Origin of the sequence: Acetobacter sp. DmW_043, from assembly GCF_002153485.1 — a bacterium.
GTDB classification, from domain to species: Bacteria; Pseudomonadota; Alphaproteobacteria; order Acetobacterales; family Acetobacteraceae; genus Acetobacter; species Acetobacter thailandicus.
Genome location: NZ_JOMN01000027.1, coordinates 102,345 through 117,996 on the forward strand (window position 1 = coordinate 102,345; position 15,652 = coordinate 117,996).

Consider the following 15,652-nt stretch of genomic DNA (forward strand, 5'->3'; position numbering starts at 1 on the left):
GCAGAGTATTTTTACTTTATTAAAGGATAATTACTCTGCCGGATGATAGGGGTATCAGGAGCGATCCTTATTAATTCTGATATGAAGTTCCTTCCCGGTTTTGAAAAAGGGAATGGATTTTTCAGCGACCTGCACCTGTGCGCCGGTTTTTGGGTTTCTTCCGACTCTTGGTGCGCGTGTTTTAAAGGAAAATGTTCCGAACCCGCGCAGTTCAACGCGATTACCTTCAGACAGGCTTTTCGCTATAGACCCGAAGACCGCATTAACAATCAGAGTAATACTTTTGACCGGCAGATGCGGATTTTTTCTCATCAGAGCGTTAATTAGTTCAGATCTTGTCATATTTAACCTTCGGAGTTCACTTAATCCTATGCAAAAGCGCCGTATGAGCAGGGAATTCTAAAGAAATGAAAGAAAAACTTAACATTACTTAGTGTTCGCGCTGCACATTACAGCGCTTTGTTACAGTATTCTTTGTATAAAATCAAAAGAACAATAAACGTCTGCCCAAAATATATAAAAAAATAAGATATATTTCGGGCAGATTTAAGATTTTATTTTTTAGCGCGACGTGCACGTGCTGCGCTGTCTTCGCCTTCTGTCGTCGCGTGGATTTTACGGCCAAGGCCAATTTCACGAGCCAGTGTTGAACGACGCTCTGCGTAATTAGGAGCAACCATAGGGTAGTCTGTTGGCAGGTTCCAGCGCTCTCTGTACTGCTCTGGTGTCATGTTGTAGGCGCTCTGCAGGTGGCGCTTGAGCATTTTCAGTTTTTTACCGTCTTCCAGGCAAACAATGTAGTCAGGGAAAACAGAGCGTTTGATAGGAACTGCAGGCTGCAGCTTTTCTGGCTCAGGCTGCTGCTGGTCAGCTGTTTTCAGAGCCTGATACACATCTTTAATTAAAGCAGGGATGGTCGCAGGATCTGTCTGATTATTTGAAAGCTGTGCAGAAACAATCTCTGCAACAAGGTCAAGAATAACCGGGTAAGTTTGAGTTTCTGACATGGTCAATCCGTATACTGTATGAGGTGAATATAGAAACGAGTGTATATCGAATCTATTTTTTCTTGTGAATAGAAAAAATCAGAAGATGAAGCAGCGAATACATTTTTTTTTAGCAAAAACCGGGGAGTTTTCTTGAATATTTTATTTGAATAAATAAAATTTAATAAAAAAATATTAATATTTCTTTTGTGTATATTTTAAGTATAAGCAGCCGCAAACTTAATTTATTTTTATTTTTTTATTTGTATCTGTTTTATATTATACATATGGTTTGACAAAGAATTTTTTACGTTCCTTTGTTGCAGACTATATAAAAAATGCCTTTTAAAGGTATTTATTAATAAAATTTTATTATTGTGGGAATTTAATCTTCCATGTCGTGAAAATTCGGAACTTATGGGTGCCTTTTATCGGGTGGTCATGCCAGATCGTCATGAGCATTTGGCTGCCATAATGGTATCATCGTCTTAATGATAAGTTTGTAGCCTGTTTTCGCAGGTACACATTTTAAAGACGGACGTATTTAACGTAACCTGTCGTCACGATTGCGCAGTTTTTCTGAAAAATTTTCTTCTTCAGAAAAAACAGGATTTTTACTGACAATGGGATTTTTTAAATGTGATGTATTCCGCACGGTTGCTGTAAGCAAAGCTGATGCGGAATACTATTTTCAGATCAGCGAATGCCAAGTTCACTCATAAGAAAGTCACGAAATACAGCGACGCGTTTTGAACTTCTCAGTTCTTCAGGATAGACAAAATAAGCGTTGGCCGTCGGAGATGGAATGTCTTTAAGAATTTGTACCAGATTTGGAAATTCTTTTGCAGCATAGGTTGGAATAGATCCAATACCCAGGCCAGAAGCAATGGCTGAGGCCATTGTGGCCATGCTGTTCACTTCCAGGCGAGCTGACTTTTTAAGCCCTTTTGTTTCCAGATATGTGGTGAGCCAGTTAATATCAGCAACCGGTGGATGGTGCTCACCAAAAGCAACAATCTGATGATCAACAAGCTCATCAAGCGTTTTTGGCTCTCCGTATTTTTCAATATATTCCGGAGCGGCAAAAACAGGCAGATGAAAATCAGCAAGATGGCGCTGTATCAGGTCAGGCTGTCGCGGAGCGTGCATACGCACGGCCACATCAGCTTCCCGCATGCCCAGGTCGAGGTCGTTATCTTCCAGTATCAGGCAGATATCTATCTCGGGGTTTGCCGACATAAATTTTTGCAGTCTGGGCATAAGCCAGCAGGTGCCAAAACCTGTTGTCGTCGTAATTCGGAGGCGTCCGGCGGCTTTTTCTTTGCTTTCTGTTAGCAAAGCCTGTGTCATTTCAAGTTTTGAAAAGACATCTCGCACTGTTTTGTGCAGTGTTTCACCCTGTTCTGTCAGGATGAGGCCGCGTGCATGGCGATGAAAAAGAGGAACCTGCAGGACGTCTTCAAGTGCTGAAATCTGGCGCGAAACCGCTGACTGACTAAGGTTCAGAACATCACCCGCATGGGTGAAAGAACCGGCTTCGGCTACCGCATGGAAAATTCTGAGCTTATCCCAGTCCACGCATGCCTCCTGCAATGATATTAAAAACACACGAGGTAAATACATACCTCGTGGGTCTCTAGGTGCAGTAATTGCTCTTTCGGGTCAAGAGAGGTTTGAATTATAAAACAGATATTTCTGCAAGATAACGTTCCGCATCCAGAGCGGCCATGCAGCCTGTTCCCGCAGCAGTAACAGCCTGGCGGTACACTTTATCCTGAACATCGCCTGCGGCAAAAACACCGGGGACCGAGGTGCGGGTCGTGCCAGGAGTCGTTTCAATATAGCCTTCAGCATCCAGTTTAAGCTGATCTTTAAATACAGACGTCGTCGGGGCATGACCAATAGCAATAAATACACCGTCTACAGCAAGTGTTTCTGTTGCATTTGTCTGTGTATTACGCAGTTTGACGGCTGAAACGACGGCAGGTGTGCCGCTGGCTTCAATTTCTTCAACCTCAGAGTTCCACAGAACGGAAACTTTAGGGTGCTTAAACAGGCGATCCTGAAGAATTTTTTCGGCGCGCAGGGTGTCACGACGATGGATGAGAGTGACATGCGCAGCGTGGTGCGTGAGATAGAGTGCTTCTTCAACGGCAGTATTACCACCACCTACGACAGCAACTTTTTTGCCACGATAGAAAAAGCCATCACAGGTTGCGCAGGCTGAAACGCCGGCTCCCTGTAATTTTTTCTCGCTGGGCAGACCAAGCCATTTCGCCTGAGCGCCTGTAGCAATGATAACGGAGCGGGCAATGTAACGGGTGCCTGAATCTCCGACCATGTGAAAAGGCGAGCCGGATTTAAAATCAACAGATGTAATCAGATCATGCTCAATCTTTACGCCAACATTTGCAGCCTGAGCTTCCATCTGCTGCATCAGCCATGGACCCTGAACAGCTTCAGCAAAGCCAGGGTAGTTTTCAACATCAGTTGTAATCATGAGCTGACCTCCTGGCTGAAGGCCAGCAACCAGAACAGGATTCAGGCTGGCGCGTGCGGCATAAATGGCTGCGGTATAACCGGCAGGGCCAGCACCAATTACCAGTAGATCAGTGGTTATTGTTTCAGACATAAGGAAGCAGACCTTTCAGTGAGCAGGTAAAAAATCAGAGTGGATACGGTTCTGAAGAAGAAAGAACATTCAGACAATATGGTGTGTGAAAGTTTGTCGTAAAACAGGCCGCTTGTGTTCAGGTATCGTTTTAGCGCATGAGATATAGTCTTGGTTGGATGATGTTTGTAAAAACAACAGTTACAGAATGGAAGGGGCCAGGTGGTCGAACTCGATCCGGTTGATCTGCTCATCGTTGCCGCATTGCAGCAGGATGGACGTATAACAAATATTGATCTGGCCCGCCGTGTGGGTATTTCAGCGCCCCCGTGTCTGCGTCGTGTCAGACGTCTGGAGGAGCTGGGTGTTATCAGTGGCTATCACGCACAGACTGACCTGGTGATGCTGGGCTGGCCGATTACTTTTTTTGCCCTGATAGGTCTGGATAGTCAGAAAGAAGTGGTTTTATCTGCTTTTGAGCAGGAAATGGCCAGCTGGCCAGAGGTCCGTGAGTGTCACATGATACGAGGCGGTGGCGATTTTATGGTGCGTCTGATTGCTCGTGATGCCGCTCATGAAAATGTTCTGACCGGCAGGCTGACCGAAGCCCCGCATGTTATTCGTGTGCAAACTCTGCAAACGATTCGTACGAGCCTTGACAGATGCGGCGTGCCTTTTGCCTCAGCCCCGGGAAAAGCGTAGCGGCTATGCCTCATAAATATTTTTGCTAAGGAGCATAAGGTCTGTGCGTAGCAGAATCTGGTGGCATAAATGGGCTGTGGCACTCATATGCCTGACGTTGTTTCGTCTGGTTATTGCAGCTTTTTTGCCGCTTACACCTGATGAATCCTATTACAGGCTATGGGCTCTCCTTCCTGCCGCAGGGTATTTTGACCATCCGCCCATGGTCGCCCTGTTCATTCGTGCGGGTATGATGCTTCTGGGTGATAACGCCTGTGGTGTGCGTTTTATGGGGGCTGTGTCTGCCGCTGCTGGTACGGTGCTGCTCGCTAGGTCTGCTGAGGGATGGGTTTATTTTCGGGGTGGTTCACCGCAGCAGGCCTGCAGGGCAGCTTTGTGTGCTGCGTGTTTGCTAAACGGGACGGTTGCTCTGGGTGTAGGCACTATTCTGATGACCCCCGACACGCCGCTTTTATTTTTTATTACGGTAATGATCTGGTCTGTGACACGCTTGTTTGCCACTGGGCAGGGGAGATGGTGGCTCGTTGCGGGTCTTAGTGCAGGGTTAAGCTTTGACAGTAAATACACAGCGGTACTGCCTGTTGCAGGGCTTGTAATCTGGCTGTTTGTTACACAATCCGGGCGTCAGTGGCTCAGGTCTGTATGGCCCTGGGCTGGTGGCCTGTTTGCTGCTGTATTAATCAGCCCTGTTGTGTGGTGGAACATGACCCATCACTGGGTAAGCTTCATAAGACAGGGCGGACGCACCGGGGACTGGCAGCCTGCAAAAATGCTGACTTATTCAGGTGAGTTAGCTGGCGGGCAGGTCGGGCTGGCTTCTCCTCTTATTTTTCTTTTTTTTGCTTATGGCGCCTGGCTGCTTATCAGGCAGAAAGATGCTCTGTCGCGTTTGTGGGTTTTTATGCTTGCGGTGCCATTATGCGTGTTCGTGCAGCACGCGCTTGGTGCACGGGTACAGGCTAACTGGCCTGTCGTGCTTTATCCTCTTTTCTGTCTTGCCGGCACGTTGCCAGTATGGCGCTGGTGGAAAGCAGCGGCAGCAACAGGTGGAGCGTTGACGCTTTGTATTCTGCTTCAGGCCTTTTTTTCGCCTTTCAGACTGTCACCACACGCGGATGTGACCTTGAGGCAAATGGGCGGGTGGCGTGAGTGGGGGCAGCATGTTGCAAAAAACGTGCCGGCAGATGCTCCTCTCATCGCTGATGACTATAGTGTCGCGGCCGAACTGGCTTTTTATCTGCCGCACAGCAGGGTGGTGATCGGTGTTGATCCGCGCTGGTCAGTTTTTGGTTTGCCTCAGGCACAGTGCGGGGAAGGGTATCTTGTACGCAGTCACAGGCGCCATGATCAGCCCGACCCTGCTTATTTTTCAGTCCTGTCATCTCTGCCAGACATCATCCGTTCGCGTCAGGGTGTTATTGCTGATACGTATTCTGTCTATAAGGTAAAGCTGAACTGTGAAGGGGGCGCTCTGGCCCGCGATAGTTTTGTTTTGCCGGTCTCTGAGTGACAGGTTGTCAGAAGGTGTTAGTCTTGAGAGTGTTCTTTTGTTACGAACGGGGAATATAGCGTATTATGGCTTTATCATTAGATGTTGCAGTCCAGATGGATCCTCTGGAGCATGTTGATATCAACGGGGATTCAACATTTGCACTGATGCTTGAGGCCCAGGCGCGCGGGCACCGGCTGTTTGTCTATGAGGTGCCCACCCTCGCTCTTGAGGAGGGTGTTGCAGACCGGGGGACAGCAGCAATGCAGGTCAGTGCTTCCGTCCGGCCTGTTACACTCAGACGCGAAAAAGGTAATCACGCCAGCTTTGGTGAGGCGATTCGCCGAAATCTCGGAGACATGGATGTGATCCTGATGCGTCAGGACCCTCCCTTTGATATGGCCTATATTACGGCCACTCACTTACTTGATCATGTTCACGGTACCGGTCCTGGCAGGGCACTGGTCGTTAATGATCCGCGCTGGGTCAGAGACTCTCCCGAAAAACTGCTTGTGACACATTTTCCGCAGCTGATGCCTCCGACTCTGGTCACCTGGGATATCGGGCAAATCCGTGCCTTCAGGGCAAAGTGGCGCGATATCATTGTTAAGCCGCTGTTTGGTAACGGCGGGAGTGGTATTTTCCGTATTCGCGAAGATGATCAGAATCTCAATGCATTGCTGGAGATGCATTTTGTGCGCTCGCGTGAGCCTCTGATGATTCAGCGTTATGAATCCGCTGTTAAAGAGGGTGATAAGCGTATTATTCTCGTTAATGGTGAGCCGGTGGGTGCGATCAACCGGGTGCCATCAGCAGAGGATCATCGCTCTAATATGCATGTTGGTGGTGTGGCGCATAAAATTGGTCTGACAGAAAGAGACCGTGAGATATGCTCCACCATAGGTCCTTTTTTAAAAGAGCACGGGCTGTTGTTTGTGGGTATTGACGTTATTGGTAACTATCTTACCGAAATTAATGTTACATCCCCTACAGGGCTGCAGGAACTTGCACGTTTTGACGGTGTGAATGCAGCCGCGCTGATATGGGACTGCATTGAGACAAAGCTGGGGGCAGAATCAGGGGAGCGTTAACAGATCACGAATGCAGGGACGGAGGTGGGGCAGAGCTGTCATTCTCATTTTCCGTTTCTGGCTGAGGCTTTTTCTGTGTCGGAAAAAGGGGGGCATCATAGTCGACTGGTTCGTCTGTTTCTTCAATATGATGGTTCGGGGTTACGGTTTTCCCAAAACGGTTATCGAGCCATGCGAAAATTTGCGCGCGCCAGAAGTATATGAAAATAGATGACCAGCTGCTAACAGCGACCAGAATTAGAATGAATTTTATCATGTTTCTCGACTTGTGGTAATAGCGCCAGCTAAACTGGACGTGGACAAGATATATAAATTTAACGCTCAGGACACAATGAAAGTGTCTTATGTTTAATCATAAAGAGGAAGCAGACTAGTGTCTTTTGAAGAAAGTGGCGTCGGCGGGCGTGAAGCCAGCGTAAGAGAGGTTACGCCTCAGTATGTGACAGAGCATCATAATGATGATCCGCCACCATCTCGTTCTTCGCTTGATGCTGATGCAGTCAGGCTTGCTTACCGGCGCTGGGCCGGTGTTTATGACACAGTGTTCGGGGGCGTATCGGGTTTTGGCCGTCGCCGCGCCGTTGAGGCTGTTAATCGTCTGCCTGGCACCAGAGTGCTTGAGGTGGGTGTTGGTACCGGGCTCGCATTGCCTCACTACAATAAAGAGAAGCTGATCACGGGTATCGATCTCTCAAGTGATATGCTGGAGAGAGCGCGCGAGCGTACAAAGCGCGATAAGCTGGCAAATGTGAATGCATTGCTTGAAATGGACGCAGAAGAAACATCTTTTGAAGATGATTCGTTTGATATTGCTGTGGCTATGTTTGTTGCTTCCGTCGTGCCCCATCCGCGTAAATTACTGCGTGAGCTGAAACGGGTTGTTAAACCGGGCGGTTATATTTTGTTCGTAAACCACTTTCTTGCCCCTGCTGGTCTGCGTGGTGCTGTTGAGCGGGGCATGGCCCGTGCTGCCCGTTCTCTGGGCTGGCATCCTGATTTTGCTATGGAATCTCTTCTCCCGGCAGAAGACCTTGTACGTGCTCACATACAGCCTGTTCCTCCCGCTGGTTTGTTTACGCTTGTGTCACTGGATAATATCTGAGTTGAAGACTGAAGCTTCTGTATCTCTTCACGTTCGGCTGTGAAATTTCTTTCCCCGGATATTTTGCATATCGGAGTTGCTTTGCAGCAGACCGGCGAACGTGATTAAAGGAGAGGCAGAACTTCAGAGTTTTAAAGGGCGCAGAAGCATGGTGCAGCGTAAGGCATCTGTAGATAAAATTGCAGTTTTTTATTTTTTCCTGGCCGCGTGCGCCGCTCTGGCAGGCGGAGGGGTGTCGTCACTACAGCTGGCTGGTATGCTGCCCGTGTCAGGCTTCCTTAATGTTCTTGAGCATTATCATGCTGTGCTCATGTTGTTCTTTGTCGTGGTGCCTGCCCTTGTGGGTGGTTTTGGTACGGCCTGGCTCCCCGCCGCGCTGGGGCAGAAACAGGTTGTTACTCCGCGCTTAAACGGCGTGGCCTGTCTTTGTATGGTGGCAGCCGGTCTTATGCTGGTGGGCACATCGTGGACTGTAGCGGCCATGATTACCTGGTGTGCTGGTGCATTGCTGAGTGCCATGGTGCTTCTTGCAACTATTTTTGACAGCTGTGCCGATGCTTCAGGCAGCCGGCGGTTTACTCCCTTTGTCTGGGGGCAGATGCTGGCCTCTGTCGTTTTACTCTTTACAGTGCCTGTGCTGGCCGCCACGCTGAGCCATTATGTGCCTGAAGGGCAGAATGTCTCTCTTTCAGCTCTGGCAGGTTTTGCTGCGCCATTAAGTGTCGTCATTCTTCTTTCCGGTTTTGGTATCGTGTTTGAAGCCGTGGCCCGCACTGTCAGCCTTCCATTGCGTTCTGTTGTGATTGTTATGGCTGGTACCGCCATGTTCAGTACTGTTTTGTGGGTAAGGTCAGTTCTTTTTCCCGGGCAGGCTTATGTTTCTGCTCTGACACATCTGCTGCCTTTTTCAGATATGGTTCTTAATATCGCAACGCTGGGCTCGATCCTGCTCGCAGGGTTATGGATAGTTGCAGCATGGCGTGTAAGGCTTGAGCTGAAAGTGCCTGTTTTATGGGGACTAGGCTTTCTGCTCCTGGTTGGTGCCGGCTGGGTCAGTCAGTTTATGCAGGGAGAGGGTCTCCACCCCGCTCTTCAGGCTGGCGCATTATATGCTGTGTTTTGTGGCATTTATCTCTGGCGGGGTGAGGGGTGTCAGCGGTGGTATCCGCGCTCTCTGGCTGTCATGCATTTTGTGACAATGTCTGTCGCGATGGCTCTGGCTGTGCCGGCTTTTTTCGCAGCCAGTCAGCTCTGGAGCGGTGTCTTCTTCACACTTTCTGCTTTGTGTTTTCTTGCCTGTATGGGCCTGAGCTTTGTTCGTAATAGGCCGGCTGATGAGAGCAGTTTTTTTCTGACATCAGCGTTCAGCAAAAAAGCGGAGGCTGTTATTCATGAGTGAGACAATCGTACAGGCTGCGACAAAACCAGAGCGTATAAGGTTTCGTGCTGACCGTGTGGGGACAACGGCAAAAGACTGGGTACAACTGCTTAAACCGCGTGTTATTTCTCTGGTAGTGTTTACCGGTGCAACGGGCATTATTGTCGCTCCTGGTAAAATTTCGTTTTTTGAAGCTGCTGTTGCCATCCTGTGCATTTGTCTTGCTGCTGGCGCTGCCGGTGCAATTAATATGTGGTATGACCGCGACATTGACGCGATTATGCAGCGTACAATTACCCGTCCCATTCCTGGCGGGCGTATTCCTGAGCAGGAGGTGCTGAGTTACGGTATCGGCCTTTCCTGCTTTTCGGTCTGCCTGATGTGGATAGCAACGAACGCTCTTGCTGCTGGTATTCTTGCATTCTCTATTTTCTTTTACGCCGTCATTTACACGATGTGGCTGAAACGCTCGACACCTCAGAATATCGTTATCGGTGGTGCTGCAGGCGCATTCCCTCCCATGATCGGCTGGGCTGCGGTAACAGGGGACCTGACTGTTCTGCCTGTTGTGCTGTTTGCTATTGTTTTCTTCTGGACACCACCTCACTTCTGGTCGCTCTCGCTCTATGCCTGCAAAGATTACGGGCGGGCTGGTATTCCAATGTTGCCGGTGGTTAAGGGCGCACGCCATACACGCTGGCAGATATTTATTTATACTCTGGTGTTGCTGAGTATCTCACTTATTCCTTCGTTTATGCATTTGTGTGGTGTGGTTTATACCGTGACAGCAGTGGTTCTGGGGCTGGGGTTTGTTGCCTGTGCTGTCAGAGTATTGCTCGAACCTCAGGATGAGCAGGGTGTTAGCCTCAAAGGCGATAAAGCAGCACGGATCTCTTTTCGTTTTTCATTGCTCTACTTATTTCTGCTGTTCTGTGGGCTGCTGGCTGATCACTTTGTAACGGGATGGACTGGCTTATGAATAATGATACAGCTGCGCTGAACCAGCAGGAACAGGCTGAGAAAAACCGCCGTCAGAAAGGCCGCCTTAAAGGCATGTTCATTTTTATGGCTGTTATTACAGGCATTATGTATGGGCTGACGCTTATTCATCTCTGAGATATTGTTCAGAGACAGTGCATTAAAAAAGGCGCCTCTGGTAAAAACCGGAGGCGCCTTTTCTTTACGTATTAGCTGTCTGGCTATCTCAGCGCTGCCCGGTTTGCTGAATGGCAGAGACCAGCCAGCTGCCACCACGAGACGGACGTGTGAAAGTCCATACTTCAGTGACAGTGACAGGCTCAGTTGAGCTGCCCTCAATAACCTGGCCCATAGCATTTGTGGTCAGATCAATCAGACTATAGCGCATTGCAACGGTGGCATAGTCCATGCCGTTCTCACGCCACGCTTCTGACAGGTCACCCTGGATAAAGCGTACGTCAGAGACAACGTTACGTGCCCCCTGAGAGGCCAGGGCAGAAAGCTGCTGATTAAAATAAGATACCATTTCAGGCGTTGCCATCTGCTGCATGGCAATAATGTTCTGCTGGTTCCAGGCCTGCTGGATATCGAGCAGAATACGCTGAAAGGCCTCATAATCACTGCCAGCAATGTCGAGCGGTGCTGATTGCGGTGCTGCGGAGGCAGGGGGAAAACCACCTGATGACGGAGGTGTAAACCCGCTGACAGGTCTGTTGTTTGAGTTGCCAGCGAATTTGCGCCATAGCCAGCGCACAATCCAGACACCAATCATGATCTGAATAATCAGACCAAACATGCTGAATATGCTGTGAATACCACCAAAGAAACCATGGCCGCTTAGCAGGCCAAACAGTCCTGCACCCAGGAAGCCGCCAAACAGCCCTGTCATAAAGGGGTGGCGCGGGCGCATACTCTGATAAGGAGCGCTGCCACCAAAAGGTGCCTGTGTGTTATAGCCAGGGGTGCGGGGTGTAACCGAACGCTCCATGGGTGACGTGGTGTAAGGGGATGTACGGGTTGAAGGCGGGGCGCTCCAGGTGCGGCTCCCACGGCTTCCCATCGAGCTGCCCTGACCCGGGCGGGCATCAGCATGATATGCGAGCGGCCCTCCCAGCAGGCCCACGGTCAGAATGGCAGTGAGAACAGAAGTAAGGTAACGCTTTTTCACGGTATCACGTGTCTCCACAAATCAGGCTCCTGCGATATTCAGAGCATCGGTTCTTAATGTGGGGGCGTTGGTACCAAAACGGAATACCAGATCGTCAGCAAGAACCAGAGAGGCGAAAATATCCGTCAGATTACCTGCCAGAGTGAAGCCTGCAGCAGCTTCGGCAATCTGCCCGTCACGGATCATAAAGCCTGATGCTCCGCGACTGTAGTCCCCCGTCAGTGCATTAACAGAAGAGCCCATCATTTCAGTGATGTAGAGGCCCTCTTTAATATCAGCAATCAGTGCAGCAGGGGAGACCTCCCCCGGGCCAAAAGCCAGGTTCGTCGCAGAGGGTGAGGGTGGCCCTGATGTGCCGCGCGCCGCGCGCCCGTTGCTGCTCAGGCCAAGCTGGCGGGCACTGCGTGAATCAAGCACCCAGCTTTTCAGAACACCATTTTCGATCAGTGTCAGCAGCCCGGCATTCAGCCCTTCGCCGTCAAAGGGGCGTGAGCGCAGCCCGCGCGGGCGGGCGGGGTCGTCAGTGATGGTCACATTATCAGCAAAGATCTGCTGGCCCATTTTTTCTTTCAGAAAAGAGGTGCCGCGTGCAATGGAGGAGCCATTCACGGCTCCGATAAAATGTCCCAGAAAGCTGCTGGCAACCCGCGGGTGAAAAACAACCGGGTAATGCCCGGTGCGCGGGCGCACAGGGTTCAGCCTTGCTACGGCATTTTCTCCGGCTTTTTTGCCCAGTGCAGCGGCGCTCTCAAGATCAGTCAGATGTGCAGTGCCGTGATAGTCATAATCGCGCTGCATATCCTCGCCCTGACCAGCCAGCACGCAAACAGAAGTGCCGTGGCTCGTGCGGGTATAAGTGCCGGCAAAGTCGCGTGAGGTAACAAGTGCAATTTGCGAGCGCCCCCAGGACGCCTGGCTGCCGGCACTGTTTGTTACACCCTTAATTGCCAGAGCAGCCTCTTCACCTTCTCTCGCACGTTCAAGCAGGGTCTTTGTGTCAGGCTCTGCTGTGTCAGCGAGGTCAAGAGTATTGGTGTTATAAACACCCCTGAGGCTGTTTTCAGCCAGCCCCGCAAAGCGATCCTCTGGCAGAACCCGCGCCATGGCCAGTGCCTGTTCTGCCAGGCTGTCAAAGCGCGCAGGTTCAAGAGTGGTGGCTGAGACAATAGCGGCTTTATTACCAACAAAAACCCGCAGCCCAAGGTCAGTTGTTTCTGAGCGTTCGAGCTCTTCTGTTACGCCGTTACGTACACCTGTCGCAACGGCTGTGCCTGAGGCAAACACAGCATCAGCAGCGTCTGCTCCTTTTGCTATAGCCCGGCGGACCAGGTCGGAGAGGGTATCAAGCGTATTTGCACTCATGTGGCCAGGGCCTCCGTAATGCTGTGCAATGAGGGAACGTGCGAGATAGGCCCCAGAGTTGCCAGTGTTGGTGCCTGTGTAAAGAGACGCGTGGCAACACGGCAGATATCTGCTTCAGTCACGGCTTCAACCCGGGCCGTGGTTTCAGCAACCGGTACAATGCGGTTAAAGAGCTGAAGCTGGCGGGCAATCTGTTCACAGCGGCTGCCAGTGCTTTCAAGCGACATCAGTAACGAGGCTTTAAGCTGTGCTTTGGCGCGTGAGAGTTCTTCCGCGCTGACCAGTTTTTGTACTTTATGCAGTTCTTCAATCATTACGGGCACCAGCTCTGCGCACTGGCTCTCTCCTGTGCCGGCATAAATGCCAAACAGACCACTGTCAGCAAATGGCGCGTTGAAGGAGTAAACAGAGTAAACCAGCCCGCGTTTTTCACGAATTTCCTGAAAAAGGCGTGAAGACATACCACCGCCCAGCAGCATAGAAAGCAGCAGAATAGCGTAATAGTCAGGGTCATTAAAACTGACGGATGGAAAGCCCAGAACAACATGTGCCTGGTCGAGCTGTTTTTCGAGGCGAAATTCTGTGCCGCGATAGAGAGCCGGAACCGGTGAGGCCGGTGGTGTTGAGGGCAGGTCAGCAAAATAATGCGTTACGCGCTCAACAACATCGTCATGATGGAGGTTGCCTGCTGCTGCAACCACCATATTCTGGCTGGTATAATGAGTGCTCATATAGCGCATGAGCGTTTCACGACTCATATTCTGAATGAGTTGTTCTGTGCCCAGTGTCGGGCGACCCATAGGCTGATCGGGAAACGCACAGGACTGAAAATGGTCAAATACGATATCATCGGGGGTATCGTTAGCCTGACCAATCTCCTGCAAAATTACGCCGCGTTCGCGTTCGATCTCAGTGGGGTCAAAGGTCGAGTGGGTCAGGATATCGCCGATAATATCAACGCCGAGGTCGAGATTATCTTTGAGAAGTTTGACATAAAAAGCAGTCTGTTCACGCGCAGTATAGGCGTTTATGTGACCACCGACATTTTCAATTTCTTCGGCAATCTGCAGGGCAGAGCGACGGGTTGTGCCTTTAAAGGCCATATGTTCAAGAAAGTGCGAAACACCGTTTTCTTCAGCGGTTTCATCACGTGTGCCAGTTGAGACATAAGCACCAAAAGAGATGGTTTCTACACGTTCCATTCGCTCTGTTACGATAGTCAGACCTGAGGGGAGACGAGTAATATTGATAGGGTCGGTCATTCTTGTCCTGAAAACACAATGGCCGGCAGAACCGGCCTGAAAAAAAGAAATTAGTGTGTGTTAGCAACAGCGGTACGCACAGCATTTTTCACGGCATCAGCTGTAGCAGGAATGGTTTCATAATATTCTTTACGGGAGAACAGGTCCGCCAGATGTTCAGGCAGAGCCGGGTGTATACCCGTGGCTGCGACCATAGCATCGGGGAATTTTGCCGGATGTGCTGTTGCAACGGCAATCATCGGGCTGTTTTTATCCCGAAATTTGCGGCCGGCGGCAATGCCGATCGCACTATGCGGATCAGCCATGTAGTGAGAATTCTGGTGCAGATGTCTGATCTCAGCTTCGGTCTGAGCATCATCAAGTGCAAGGCCGGAGAAGAGTGTTCTGGCTTTTTCCCATGTCTGCTCTGGCACATCCATGTGTCCTGAACTGCGGAAAGACGTCATGATGCGTGCGCAGGCGGTGGCATCGCGGTCCAGCAGCTCGAACAGAAGCCGTTCAAAGTTTGATGAGACCTGAATATCCATTGACGGTGACAGGCTGGGAACAACGTCCTTCATTGTCATGTCATTTTTATTCAGGAAGCGGGTCAGAATGTCATTGCGGTTTGACCCCACGCAGAGCCTGCTAACCGGCAGACCCATTTTGCGAGCAGCCCATGCAGCAAGAATATTGCCAAAGTTACCTGTTGGCACGGCGAAGGAAACATCCTGGCCTGGTGCGCCAAAATTCAGGGCAGCATAAGCATAATAAGGAATTTGCGCTGCAATACGCGCCCAGTTGATAGAGTTAACAGCTGAGAGGTGCATGTCTTTACGGAAGGTTAAGTCCGCAAAGCAGGCTTTCACCAGGTCCTGACAGTCATCGAAAGTGCCTTCAACAGCCAGGTTGGTCACATTGGCTTCATGCACTGTGGTCATCTGCCGGCGCTGTACTTCTGACGTACGGCCTTTAGGGTGCAGAATGATGACCGACAATCTTTTGCGGCCACGGCAGGCCTCAATAGCGGCCGAACCTGTGTCGCCTGATGTTGCGCCAACAATGGTCACATGACTGTCACGCTCGCTGAGGACATACTCAAACAAATGTCCCAGAATTTGCATGGCCATATCTTTAAAGGCCAGGGTTGGACCATGAAACAGCTCCTGTACAAACAGGCCGTTTTCAAGCTGTACAACCGGCACAACAGCCGGGTGGTCAAAACCTGCATACGCTTTTGCACACAGCTGCCGCAGCGTCGCTTCGTCAATATCATCCCCGGTGAACAGAGAGAGAATGCGCGCTGCCAGTTCAGGGTAAGGCAGCCCGCGCAGAGCGAGCCACTCCTCCGGTGAAAGAGACGGCCAGGTCTGAGGCAGATACAGTCCGCCATCTTCAGCAAGGCCGGTCAGCAGAACGTCAGAGAAGGAGAGAACGGGTGCTTCGCCCCGGGTCGAAATATAGCGCATGGCAGGATGATACTCTGATTAAGAGGTGGCGCGAAGAGCTCTTATGCTGATCTGTTATCACAGCACAGAGGCAAA

General features: G+C 50.4%; 15 protein-coding genes. 7 read left to right on the forward strand and 8 right to left on the reverse strand.

Features of this window, described 5'->3' with window-relative positions; genetic code table 11:
• Positions 1-54: 54 nt before the first annotated feature.
• The 4 genes from HK11_RS08770 to trxB all read right to left on the reverse strand — a co-directional run bounded on the left by HK11_RS08770 (position 55) and on the right by trxB (position 3,618).
• Positions 55-342: an integration host factor subunit beta gene (locus HK11_RS08770; protein WP_086554969.1), complete on the reverse strand. Its 288-nt coding sequence runs from the start codon at positions 340-342 to the stop codon at positions 55-57.
• Between the two features lie 212 nt (positions 343-554).
• The gene (locus tag HK11_RS08775) at positions 555-1,007 is read right to left on the reverse strand and encodes a MucR family transcriptional regulator (RefSeq protein ID WP_086554970.1); all 453 of its coding nucleotides are present in this window, start codon (positions 1,005-1,007) and stop codon (positions 555-557) included.
• Between the two features lie 675 nt (positions 1,008-1,682).
• Positions 1,683-2,564: a LysR family transcriptional regulator gene (locus tag HK11_RS08780; protein WP_086554971.1), complete on the reverse strand. Its 882-nt coding sequence runs from the start codon at positions 2,562-2,564 to the stop codon at positions 1,683-1,685.
• Between the two features lie 100 nt (positions 2,565-2,664).
• Positions 2,665-3,618 carry a thioredoxin-disulfide reductase gene (trxB, locus tag HK11_RS08785; protein ID WP_086554972.1) on the reverse strand — a complete coding sequence of 318 codons (954 nt, stop codon included), beginning with the start codon at positions 3,616-3,618 and terminating at the stop codon, positions 2,665-2,667.
• A gap of 201 nt (positions 3,619-3,819) precedes the next feature.
• On the opposite strand from trxB, the gene HK11_RS08790 reads away from it, so the two are divergent.
• The 7 genes from HK11_RS08790 to HK11_RS12475 all read left to right on the forward strand — a co-directional run bounded on the left by HK11_RS08790 (position 3,820) and on the right by HK11_RS12475 (position 10,475).
• Complete coding sequence (locus tag HK11_RS08790) at positions 3,820-4,299, forward strand: Lrp/AsnC family transcriptional regulator (protein WP_086554973.1); 480 nt, start codon at positions 3,820-3,822, stop codon at positions 4,297-4,299.
• 43 nt (positions 4,300-4,342) lie between these two features.
• Positions 4,343-5,809, forward strand: a complete 1,467-nt coding sequence (locus HK11_RS08795; protein WP_086554974.1) for a glycosyltransferase family 39 protein — start codon at positions 4,343-4,345, stop codon at positions 5,807-5,809.
• A 65-nt stretch (positions 5,810-5,874) separates the two neighbouring features.
• Entirely contained in the window at positions 5,875-6,879 is a 1,005-nt protein-coding gene (gene gshB, locus HK11_RS08800; RefSeq protein WP_086554975.1) for a glutathione synthase, read from the forward strand.
• 439 nt (positions 6,880-7,318) lie between these two features.
• Positions 7,319-7,981, forward strand: a complete 663-nt coding sequence (locus tag HK11_RS08810) for a class I SAM-dependent methyltransferase (RefSeq protein WP_086555043.1) — start codon at positions 7,319-7,321, stop codon at positions 7,979-7,981.
• A 148-nt stretch (positions 7,982-8,129) separates the two neighbouring features.
• The gene (locus HK11_RS08815) at positions 8,130-9,380 is read left to right on the forward strand and encodes a cbb3-type cytochrome c oxidase subunit I (RefSeq protein ID WP_143216374.1); all 1,251 of its coding nucleotides are present in this window, start codon (positions 8,130-8,132) and stop codon (positions 9,378-9,380) included.
• Complete coding sequence (locus HK11_RS08820; RefSeq protein ID WP_086554978.1) at positions 9,373-10,338, forward strand: heme o synthase; 966 nt, start codon at positions 9,373-9,375, stop codon at positions 10,336-10,338. The genes HK11_RS08815 and HK11_RS08820 overlap by 8 nt, the downstream gene beginning before the upstream one ends.
• Positions 10,335-10,475, forward strand: a complete 141-nt coding sequence (locus tag HK11_RS12475) for a hypothetical protein (RefSeq protein ID WP_198943244.1) — start codon at positions 10,335-10,337, stop codon at positions 10,473-10,475. The genes HK11_RS08820 and HK11_RS12475 overlap by 4 nt, the downstream gene beginning before the upstream one ends.
• Before the next feature lie 88 nt (positions 10,476-10,563).
• Here HK11_RS12475 and HK11_RS08825 read toward each other — a convergent pair whose 3' ends face one another.
• Genes HK11_RS08825 through thrC form a run of 4 tightly spaced genes read right to left on the reverse strand, consistent with a single transcriptional unit; the run spans position 10,564 to position 15,577 of the window.
• Entirely contained in the window at positions 10,564-11,505 is a 942-nt protein-coding gene (locus HK11_RS08825) for a TIM44-like domain-containing protein (protein WP_086555044.1), read from the reverse strand.
• A 21-nt stretch (positions 11,506-11,526) separates the two neighbouring features.
• Entirely contained in the window at positions 11,527-12,867 is a 1,341-nt protein-coding gene (locus HK11_RS08830; RefSeq protein WP_086554979.1) for a TldD/PmbA family protein, read from the reverse strand.
• Positions 12,864-14,129 (reverse strand): pitrilysin family protein, encoded by a 1,266-nt coding sequence (locus HK11_RS08835; protein ID WP_086554980.1) that lies wholly within the window; start codon positions 14,127-14,129, stop codon positions 12,864-12,866. The genes HK11_RS08830 and HK11_RS08835 overlap by 4 nt, the downstream gene beginning before the upstream one ends.
• 50 nt (positions 14,130-14,179) lie before the next feature.
• Complete coding sequence (gene thrC / locus HK11_RS08840) at positions 14,180-15,577, reverse strand: threonine synthase (protein WP_086554981.1); 1,398 nt, start codon at positions 15,575-15,577, stop codon at positions 14,180-14,182.
• Between the last annotated feature and the right edge of the window lie 75 nt (positions 15,578-15,652).

Coding starts and splice junctions, on each gene's coding strand:
- gshB (WP_086554975.1), top strand. CDS start 5,875: ATGGCTTTATCATTAGATGTTGCAGTCCAGATGGATCCTCTGGAGCAT.
- HK11_RS08835 (WP_086554980.1), bottom strand. CDS start 14,129: ATGACCGACCCTATCAATATTACTCGTCTCCCCTCAGGTCTGACTATC.
- thrC (WP_086554981.1), bottom strand. CDS start 15,577: ATGCGCTATATTTCGACCCGGGGCGAAGCACCCGTTCTCTCCTTCTCT.
- HK11_RS12475 (WP_198943244.1), top strand. CDS start 10,335: ATGAATAATGATACAGCTGCGCTGAACCAGCAGGAACAGGCTGAGAAA.
- HK11_RS08815 (WP_143216374.1), top strand. CDS start 8,130: ATGGTGCAGCGTAAGGCATCTGTAGATAAAATTGCAGTTTTTTATTTT.
- HK11_RS08775 (WP_086554970.1), bottom strand. CDS start 1,007: ATGTCAGAAACTCAAACTTACCCGGTTATTCTTGACCTTGTTGCAGAG.
- HK11_RS08770 (WP_086554969.1), bottom strand. CDS start 342: ATGACAAGATCTGAACTAATTAACGCTCTGATGAGAAAAAATCCGCAT.
- HK11_RS08820 (WP_086554978.1), top strand. CDS start 9,373: ATGAGTGAGACAATCGTACAGGCTGCGACAAAACCAGAGCGTATAAGG.
- HK11_RS08830 (WP_086554979.1), bottom strand. CDS start 12,867: ATGAGTGCAAATACGCTTGATACCCTCTCCGACCTGGTCCGCCGGGCT.
- trxB (WP_086554972.1), bottom strand. CDS start 3,618: ATGTCTGAAACAATAACCACTGATCTACTGGTAATTGGTGCTGGCCCT.